Here is an 8,025-nt window from a genome sequence, read left to right on the forward strand (position 1 = left end):
GCGGCGGCCAGGCGCTCCATCTGCGCACGGATGCGGCCCACGCCCGCCTGCATGCGGCCGACCTCGTCGCGGGTGGCGGCGATCGCGCCGCCGACCCCGCCGATCGCCCGCATCACGTCGGCCTCGACGACGTCGATCGTGGCGCGATCGGAGGCGCGATCGGAGGCGCGTCCGGTTTCGGCGGGTGCCGATGCGGATGCCTCGGTCGGACCAATCGAGGACGGCGTGTCCGGGGACACCCGTTCGGATCCGGCGGAGGCGCGCGCGAAGAAACCCATGCGGGTCACGCTGCCGCAACGTCGTTAAAGTTGTCTTGAAGAATTCCGGATCCCACCGCGCGGCCCGTCGTCTGAACAGGCCGCGTGGCCCTCCCCCGAAATCAGGCGCCGCCCCATTGCATGGTCAATCCGCCATCGACCACGAGGGTGTGGCCCGTCACGTAATCTGAATCCGCCGACGCGAGGTAGAGCGCGGCTCGGGCGATCTCCTCCGGCTGGCCGGCCCGGTGCCACGGGATGCGGTCGAGCGATTGTTCGAGCGTCTCGCTGTGCTCGAACCGGTCGGCGGTCATCGGCGTCTCGATCAGGCCGGGGGCGACGGCGTTGACGTTGATCCGGTCCTCGGCGAGTTCCCGGGACAGGCTGCGGCAGAGCGAGCCGACGCCTGCCTTCGACATGCCGTAGGGCGCGCTTCCCGGCGTCGGCAGGTGCTGGGCGACCGAGGAGACGATCACGATCTTGCCGCCGGCCGGCTTTGCGGCGGCGGCGCGCCGCATGCGGATGAAGGCGCGGGCGCAGAACAGCGGCGCCATCAGGTTGACGCGCAGGATGCGCTCCAGCACCGCGTCGTCCATCTCGGCGACCTCCATGCCGCCCATCGCCTGCCCGGCATTGTTGATCAGGATGTCGAGGGTGCCGAGATCGCGCGCGACGGTCTCGAAGGTCGCGGCGACCGAGGCCGGATCGCCGACATCGTCCCGGATCACGAGCGCCCGGCCGCCGGCCGCCTCGACGCGGGACGCGGTCTCGGCGATGCCCGCCTCGTCGGTGTTGTAGGTGATCGCGACGTCCGCGCCTTCCTGCGCGAACAGGATCGCGGTCGCCCGGCCGATCCCGGAATCGGCGCCGGTGATGAGGGCCCGCTTGCCTTCGAGCGTCATGGGAGATTCCATCTGTGGACGAGCCGCCCTCCGATGGCCGCGCCGGATGGCCGTACACGGCCGGTCGGGGCATTCCGGAGGTGGCGATTCCGGGGCAATCCGGGCACGGGCGGCCCGGTTCCGAGGCGCAAGCGGAGGCGTTGGAACAGCCTGCCCCTCTGGTGCTTTGTGACCCCAACCGCTCGCGTCAATCCGTTTTGACGCAGGCGGTGTCGAAGCTTAGGTACTGACGACGATGCCCGCCGCCACGGCCCACCTTCTTCCTCCCTCCGACGAGACCGGACCGACGACGCGCGACCGGATCGTGGAGGCGGCGGCCCGCTCGTTCCAGGAGATCGGCTACCAGAAGACGACGGTCGCCGACATCGCCCGCACGCTGAAGATGAGCCCGGCCAACGTCTACCGCTTCTTCGACTCGAAGAAGGCGATCAACGAGGCGGTGGTCGAGAAGCTGACCGGCGAGATCGAGGCGATGATCGCGGCGATCGCCGACGCGCCGAAGCTTGACGCGCCGGAGCGGCTCACCCGGATCATCACCGCGCTCCACGACGATTGCCGCCGCCGGTTCGAGGCGCATCCGCGCGTGCACGAGATGGTCGAGGCGGCGATGAGCGAGAGCTGGGGCGTCTGCCAGGCGCATGTCGACCGCATCGGCGCCGTCCTCGCTCGGGTGGTGGCCGACGGCATGCGCGAGGGCGCCTTCGCCGTCGCCGACGCGAAGAGCGCGGCGGCCTGCCTCCAGGCTGGGGTCACCCGCTACTGCCACCCGATGCTGGTCGGCCGCCAGCCCAACACGATCGAGCCGCCGCTGCCGGTGATGATCGCCTTCCTGCTCGGCAGCCTGCGGGCGGCGGGCCGCTGAGGCGGCCGGCCGGGACGCCGCACGGAGACCCGCTACTCCGACGCGGTTCCGGGCGTCGGCGCCGGTTCGGAGAGGACGGGCTGCGGCCCGTCATAGCCCTCGATCACCAGGATGTCGGCCTCGGCGCCGCCCTTCTGCAGGGCGCGGGCCGACTGGTAGAGGTCGGAGTTCCAGCAGGCCAGCGCGTCGTCGTAGCTCGGGAACTCGACGATGACGTTGCGCGCCCGCGCCTGACCCGCCACCGCCTCGAAGGCGCCGCCGCGTACGAGGAAGCGCCCGCCGAAGCGGGCGAAGGCGGCGCCGTTGGCCGCCGCGTAGGCCTTGTAGGCCTCGGCGTCGCTCACATCGACCCGCACGATCCAGTAGCCCTTGGCCATGTCTAAGCGTCCTCCATCTCGGCAACGATTCCTTGGGCGACGGCGCGGGGGTCGTCGGCCCCGGTGATCGGGCGCCCGACCACGACGTGGTCGATCCCCGCCGCCCGCGCCTGACCCGGCGTCATCACCCGCTTCTGGTCGCCGGCCTCCGCGCCCGCCGGGCGGATGCCGGGCGTCACGATCAGCCCCGCCGGCCCGATTCTCTCGCGCACCGCGCCCGCCTCGGCCGCCGCGCAGACGATGCCGTCGATGCCGATCGCGGCCGCCTGCTCCGCGCGGCGGGCGACGAGCTCGGCCACGGGGAGCGCATAGCCGGCTTCCGCCGCGTCGGCGTCGTCGTAGGAGGTCAGCACGGTGACCGCGAGGATCTTCAGCCCCGATTCCCGCCCGCGCAGGGCCGCGCGCATGGTCTGCGGATAGGCATGCACCGTCAGGAAGGTCGCCCCCAGGGCGGAGGCCGAGCGCACCCCCTCCTCGACGGTGTTGCCGATGTCGTGGAGCTTGAGGTCGAGGAACGTCTTCTTGCCGCTCTTGGCGAGCCGCGCGGCGAAGTCGAGCCCGCCCGCATAGGCGAGCCGGTAGCCGATCTTGTAGACGGTCGCCGCGTCGCCGATGCGGGCGACGAGCCGCTCGGCCGCCGCCACGTCGGGCAGGTCGAGGGCGACGATCAGGCGGTCGCGGGGGTCTGCACTCTCCGGCATCGGGCTCTCGTCGGTGGGCTGGCCGGGCAGCGATCCTCCCAAGGAGGGCCACCTGTCAACGCCGGAGCCTCCCCAGGAGGCGGGACGGTTTCGCGCGCGAGGAAGGCGGGCGCGCTCCCGACCCCGAGCCGGACGTCGAAGGCGGCTCCCTACGACGCTCGGCGGCCACCGATCGGGATCGGACCGTGCGCGCCCGCTCGCGGAGGGGCGCGCACGGTCCGCACGGTCGACGGCAACCGGGACGCGGCGCGTCAGATGTCTTCCATCCACTCGACCTGACCGTCGGAGAGGCCGTAGCGGGCGCCCACGACCGACACCTTCCCCGCGGTCAGCGCATCCTTGATCACCAGGCTCTGCGTCGTGAGCCGCTTCGCGACGCGGCGCGCGTTGCTCCGCACGGACGCTTCGAGCAGGTCGCCCCCTTGGCTCCTCGCCTCCAGGACCGCCGGCACGATCGGCTGCACCATCTCGCCGATGACGCCGGGGAAGGAGGCGTTCTTCTCCACGACATCGACCGCCGCCGCGACCGCGCCGCAGGACTGGTGTCCGAGCACGACGACGAGGGGCACCCCGAGAACGCCGACGGCATACTCGATGCTGCCCAACGCCGCCGTGTCGACCGTGTTGCCGGCGTTGCGCACGATGAACAGCTCGCCGAGCCCGCGCCCGAACAGGATTTCCGGTGAGACCCGGCTGTCGGAGCAGCCGACCAGCACGCAGAACGGGGCTTGGCCGCGGGCCAGTTCGAGACGGCGTTCGCGTCCGTTCGCCGCCAGGGAGGGGGCCTCGTTCCTGAAATTCTCGTTGCCCTCCTTCATGAGCTTGAGCGCGTCGGCGGGGGAAAGCGACGTTCTCGCCGCGGGCGCCGCGGCGCGCACGACGTCGTTCGGCAAGGCCGTCGCGGCGAGGACGCCCACGGCCCCGAGCAGGAGACGTCGGCGGCCGAGATGCGGCGAGGCGGTATCGGCGCAGCAGTCGCAATTGACGTGCATGAAGACTGGACTCCCCTGGCTCGCGAAGAGCGTTGCCGGCCGCGGGCCGAGTCGGTGGCGCGTCGGACGGCCGAGGCATGTTTTCTATTCCTCACGACCGCGGCGGCAATCGGCGATCGCTGACAAGTCATCGCGATTGCCAACGGAAGGATCATCGCGTGTCGCATTCCGCAAACATCTGATTTGCCAGCTTTTCACATCGATGCGGATGGTCGCGACGCCGCTCATCGAGGCGATTCGACGTCCCTCTGACCTGCGGGCCATCGACGATGTCCCTCGCCCTGTCCGCCCATGACCCGCACCACCTCGGCGCAGCACCGGCAGGAACTCCGCCTCGAACCACCGGTTTTCCGGAGCCAGCTTGCGCCGGGAGGAATGGGCGGCGGCACGCATCGCCGGACCAGAGGTCGCGAGATCCGCGCGTCAGCCCGCGACCGTCCCGACGGGGCCGCCGGGCCGCGGCCCGAGATGCCGGCCTTCGTGCGGCCCGATCCCCAGGATCAGGTCGCGCCGCGGCAGCCCGGCGAGGAGGTCGGTCCGCCGTGGCGGCCTCGCAGGGTGCGGCCCTGTTGCGGCCCTGCCGGGCCCATGGCATGCCTTGTCCCGCGTCGTCCTGCCCGCCCGAACCTCTCGCGGCATCGAGGATTGCCGTCGCCGACCGTCATCCTTCGAACCGAACGACGCTGCGCGGGCCTGATTGTCGATGGAAAAGAGCAGGACGGGCGAATTCATCGGCTACCGCACCGCCGCCCAGCGCGAGCGGGACGAGCGGTTCAAGGCCATCGCCCTGGGCGTTCTCGAAGACAGCGGGCCGAACTGGTCGATCCATGCCCTGTCGGTGATGAAGCGCAACACGATCGCGCGGGTCATCTACTATCACGATCTCTATCAGCGATGCCTGTCCGTGCCGGGCGTCATCTGCGAGTTCGGCGTCCATTGGGGGGCGGGCCTGTCCACGCTGCTCAACCTGCGCAGCCTCCTCGAACCCTACAATCACTCCCGCCACATCGTCGGCTTCGACACGTTCGAGGGCTTCGCCGACACCCATGCCAAGGATGGCGCGGCGCGCGCGGGCGACTATTCCTCGCGCGCGGACTTCGCGGGCAGCCTCGCCGAGATCCTCGCCTATCACGAGTCGATCGCGCCCTTCCCCGAGGTCCGCAAGCACAGCCTCGTCCCCGGCAACGTGGTGGAAACGGTGCCGGTCTGGCTGGAGGAGAATCCGCACGCCGCGATCGCGCTGGCGATCTTCGACATGGACATCTACGCGCCGACGAAGATCACGCTGGAGCGGATCCTCGACCGGATGCCCAGGGGCGCCCTCCTGGTCTTCGACGAGTTTAACTGTCCCCTGTTTCCGGGCGAGACCCAGGCCGTCCAAGACGTGCTGGGCATCCGGAACCTGCGGCTGCAGCGCCATCCCCTGCAGACCTACTGCGCCTTCTGCGAGATGTGACGATGAGACCGTACGTCTTTCCCGATTACGACATCGAAACGTTCCTGGCGAACCTCGGGCCGATCACGGAAGCGTACAACGCGTTCGGCGTCGTGATCTTTCCCGGATTGATGAACTCCGACGCGAACTACAGAAGATACATCTCGGAACTCGAGAACCTGTTCGACGACCTGATCGCGCGCAAGCTCGATCGCCGGGCGCAGGACCTCGAGATCGGCGAGAAGCTGACGCTGCTGGCCTCCCTGCAGCCGATGCTGGGGAAGATCATCACCGGGCTCGGCACGCAGCACAACAAGGTCTTCAGCTTCAACAAGGTCAAGTACGCCGACTACATCGAAGCCTTCCTCAGAAGCGTCTGGGGCGAGGACGCCTTCCTGGCGACGCCGCAGGCCGGGGACACGCTGCATTTCTTCCCGCCCGGCGAGAGCTTCCATCGCTACAACCTGCCGCCGCATCAGGATTATCAGTACCTGATGCAGTCACCGCGGCAGATCACCATGTATTTCGGCATCTCGAAATATCACGACGGCGTCGGCGGCCTGCGCATCTGGGAGAAGTCGCACGAACTCGGGATCCTTCCCTGCCACAAGAACGAGAACGGATCGTTCGAGGTGCATGAGTGGGAATCCAAGCTCGCCGGCTACGAGGTGTACGACTATTCCTGGAACAAGGGTGATTTCGGGATCTTCGACAGTCTCCTGTCGCACAGCTCGATCCCCAACACGACCCGGACCCACAGCCGCATCGTCCAGATCTTCCGCTACTCGGACCTTAACGACGACGTGGCCCGCTCCTACGATTTCGGCTCGACCGCCTATCCCCGCAGCGGCCGCGACTTCGTGAGCGAGCATCCCGACCTGTTCGTGCCCGGCCGCGAAACCGTGAGCGGGTGAGACGACGCTCACGGCCGCATCGCGTGCGCCACCTCGGCCCGCAGCACCGGCAGGAGTTCCGCCTCGAACCACGGATTCGTGCGCAGCCTGCCGTTGTTGCGCCAGGAGGGATGCGGCAGCGGCAGCACGCGCGGCCGGGCGGAGGCCGCGAGGATCGCGCGCCAGCCCGCGACCGTCCCGGTGAGGCCGCCCGGCCGCGGCCCGAGATGCCAGGCCTGCGCGTACTGGCCGATCACCAGGATCAGGTCGAGCGCGGCAATCCGGCGAGGAGGTCGGCCCGCCAGGCCGGCGCGCATTCCCGCCGCGGCGGCCGGTCGCCGCCCTTGGCGTCGAGGCCGGGGAAGCAGGCGCCCATCGGCAGGATCGCCACCCGCGTGGGATCGTAGAAGGCCGCCTCGTCGAGCCCGAGCCACGACCGAAGGCGCCGGCCCGACGGGTCGCTGAACGGCACGCCGCTGCGATGCGCCCGGTTGCCCGGCGCCTGGCTCGCGATCAGCAGCCGCGCGGCGGCGCTGCCCTGCACCACCGGCCGCGGCTCGTGCGGCAGAGGGGCGCCGTGGAGAGGCGCGTCGCGGCAGATCCGGCAGGCGCGCAGGCGGGCGGCGGTCGCCTCGAACGTCTTTTGGCAGGGGGCGGACATCGTCCCGGAGATGGGGCGGGCCGGACACGCGCGCGATGCGTCACCGCGCCCGAGGCGCGTCGGCATGAATCGCGCGGCGTCCTCATACGAGATCCGATTGATCCCTTCGGGAGGGCGGATGTCGGCCTCGCTCAAGCGCCGCGCGGGCTTGCTGATCCGGATCCCGCTCTGATCAAGCGGGAACCGGATCAGAGGTGGCGTTTGAAATCCATCCGCTGGTGGAGGATGCGGATGACCTCGATCAGGCCGTCGACGCCCGTGCGGTAAAACAGGATGTGCGACCCCACGGAGAGCCGACGATAGCCCGCACGGATCTCGTCGGCGGTCCGGCCTCGGGCCGTCCCTTCGGCCAGTCGCGCGAAGCCTTCGGCCAAAAGGCGGACGTAGCGGTCGGCCTGATCCCGACCCCAGCGTTCGGCCGAGTCGTCCCAGATCCGGCCGAGATCCGCACGGGCTCTCGGCGAGAGGCGGACGCTCACTCCCGGACCGCGCCTGCACGCTTCTCCCGTAGGAAGGACTCGGTCTCGAAGGGTTCCGGCGGACCGCTCTCCTCACCCTCGATCAGCGCGGCCCGCAGCGTCTCGACGGCGGCCTCCCGCTCTTCGAGGAGGCGAAGCCCGGCACGAACCACCTCGCTCGCGGAGCCGTAGCGCCCCCCCTCGACCTGACGGTCGATGAACTGCGTGAAGTGCTCGCCGAGCGAGACGGACGTGTTTCGGGTCATCGGCACCCTCCGGGCCGCAAAAGTGTACCCGATCTTGGTATTCCGCAATCCCAGTCCGGCGATGCGTCACCGCGCCCAGCCCGCGCGGATGCCGTGGGCGACGGCGTCCACGAACAGCCGGGTCTTGGCCGGGACGAGGCGGCCCGGCGGCAGGACCGCGTAGACGCCGCCCTCCCGGCCGCCCCAGCCCGGCAGCACCTCGACCAGCCGTCCCTCGCGCA

General features: G+C 70.0%; 10 protein-coding genes and 1 pseudogene. 3 read left to right on the forward strand and 8 right to left on the reverse strand.

The window, feature by feature from the left end:
- On the reverse strand, positions 1-278 hold a 278-nt coding region (locus MFF42_RS15615), incomplete at its 3' end, for a hypothetical protein (protein ID WP_238256564.1).
- A gap of 101 nt (positions 279-379) precedes the next feature.
- Positions 380-1,159, reverse strand: coding sequence for an SDR family NAD(P)-dependent oxidoreductase (locus tag MFF42_RS15620; RefSeq protein WP_238256565.1), 780 nt, complete (start codon positions 1,157-1,159; stop codon positions 380-382).
- 235 nt (positions 1,160-1,394) lie between these two features.
- Between MFF42_RS15620 and MFF42_RS15625 the strand changes: the two genes are divergently transcribed.
- The gene (locus MFF42_RS15625; RefSeq protein WP_238256566.1) at positions 1,395-2,021 is read left to right on the forward strand and encodes a TetR/AcrR family transcriptional regulator; all 627 of its coding nucleotides are present in this window, start codon (positions 1,395-1,397) and stop codon (positions 2,019-2,021) included.
- A gap of 32 nt (positions 2,022-2,053) precedes the next feature.
- On the opposite strand, the gene MFF42_RS15630 is transcribed toward MFF42_RS15625, so the two are convergent.
- From MFF42_RS15630 to MFF42_RS15640, 3 genes are all read right to left on the reverse strand, one after another.
- Entirely contained in the window at positions 2,054-2,398 is a 345-nt protein-coding gene (locus MFF42_RS15630; protein WP_238256567.1) for a DUF1330 domain-containing protein, read from the reverse strand.
- Positions 2,399-2,400: 2 nt separating this feature from the next.
- A complete protein-coding gene (gene pyrF / locus MFF42_RS15635) occupies positions 2,401-3,099 on the reverse strand; it encodes an orotidine-5'-phosphate decarboxylase (protein WP_238256568.1) in 699 nt (232 codons plus the stop codon).
- A 251-nt stretch (positions 3,100-3,350) separates the two neighbouring features.
- Entirely contained in the window at positions 3,351-4,091 is a 741-nt protein-coding gene (locus tag MFF42_RS15640; RefSeq protein WP_238256569.1) for a carbonic anhydrase, read from the reverse strand.
- 703 nt (positions 4,092-4,794) lie between these two features.
- On the opposite strand from MFF42_RS15640, the gene MFF42_RS15645 reads away from it, so the two are divergent.
- Entirely contained in the window at positions 4,795-5,547 is a 753-nt protein-coding gene (locus MFF42_RS15645) for a TylF/MycF/NovP-related O-methyltransferase (protein WP_238256570.1), read from the forward strand.
- Between the two features lie 2 nt (positions 5,548-5,549).
- Entirely contained in the window at positions 5,550-6,440 is an 891-nt protein-coding gene (locus MFF42_RS15650) for a phytanoyl-CoA dioxygenase family protein (protein WP_238256571.1), read from the forward strand.
- Between the two features lie 8 nt (positions 6,441-6,448).
- Here MFF42_RS15650 and MFF42_RS15655 read toward each other — a convergent pair.
- From MFF42_RS15655 to MFF42_RS15665, 3 genes and pseudogenes are all read right to left on the reverse strand, one after another.
- Positions 6,449-7,080 (reverse strand): annotated as a pseudogene (locus tag MFF42_RS15655) (uracil-DNA glycosylase family protein).
- A gap of 188 nt (positions 7,081-7,268) precedes the next feature.
- Positions 7,269-7,559 (reverse strand): type II toxin-antitoxin system RelE/ParE family toxin, encoded by a 291-nt coding sequence (locus MFF42_RS15660; RefSeq protein WP_238256572.1) that lies wholly within the window; start codon positions 7,557-7,559, stop codon positions 7,269-7,271.
- The gene (locus MFF42_RS15665) at positions 7,556-7,804 is read right to left on the reverse strand and encodes a type II toxin-antitoxin system ParD family antitoxin (RefSeq protein ID WP_238256573.1); all 249 of its coding nucleotides are present in this window, start codon (positions 7,802-7,804) and stop codon (positions 7,556-7,558) included. The genes MFF42_RS15660 and MFF42_RS15665 overlap by 4 nt, the downstream gene beginning before the upstream one ends.
- Positions 7,805-8,025: the final 221 nt, after the last annotated feature.

This window comes from Methylorubrum podarium (assembly GCF_022179745.1).
Taxonomy (GTDB): Bacteria; Pseudomonadota; Alphaproteobacteria; order Rhizobiales; family Beijerinckiaceae; genus Methylobacterium; species Methylobacterium podarium.

Excerpts from the sequence above, each read along its gene's own strand:
- MFF42_RS15665 (WP_238256573.1), bottom strand. The coding sequence starts at position 7,804 with ATGACCCGAAACACGTCCGTCTCGCTCGGCGAGCACTTCACGCAGTTC.
- MFF42_RS15645 (WP_238256570.1), top strand. The coding sequence starts at position 4,795 with ATGGAAAAGAGCAGGACGGGCGAATTCATCGGCTACCGCACCGCCGCC.
- pyrF (WP_238256568.1), bottom strand. The coding sequence starts at position 3,099 with ATGCCGGAGAGTGCAGACCCCCGCGACCGCCTGATCGTCGCCCTCGAC.
- MFF42_RS15650 (WP_238256571.1), top strand. The coding sequence starts at position 5,550 with ATGAGACCGTACGTCTTTCCCGATTACGACATCGAAACGTTCCTGGCG.
- MFF42_RS15625 (WP_238256566.1), top strand. The coding sequence starts at position 1,395 with ATGCCCGCCGCCACGGCCCACCTTCTTCCTCCCTCCGACGAGACCGGA.
- MFF42_RS15620 (WP_238256565.1), bottom strand. The coding sequence starts at position 1,159 with ATGACGCTCGAAGGCAAGCGGGCCCTCATCACCGGCGCCGATTCCGGG.
- MFF42_RS15630 (WP_238256567.1), bottom strand. The coding sequence starts at position 2,398 with ATGGCCAAGGGCTACTGGATCGTGCGGGTCGATGTGAGCGACGCCGAG.
- MFF42_RS15640 (WP_238256569.1), bottom strand. The coding sequence starts at position 4,091 with ATGCACGTCAATTGCGACTGCTGCGCCGATACCGCCTCGCCGCATCTC.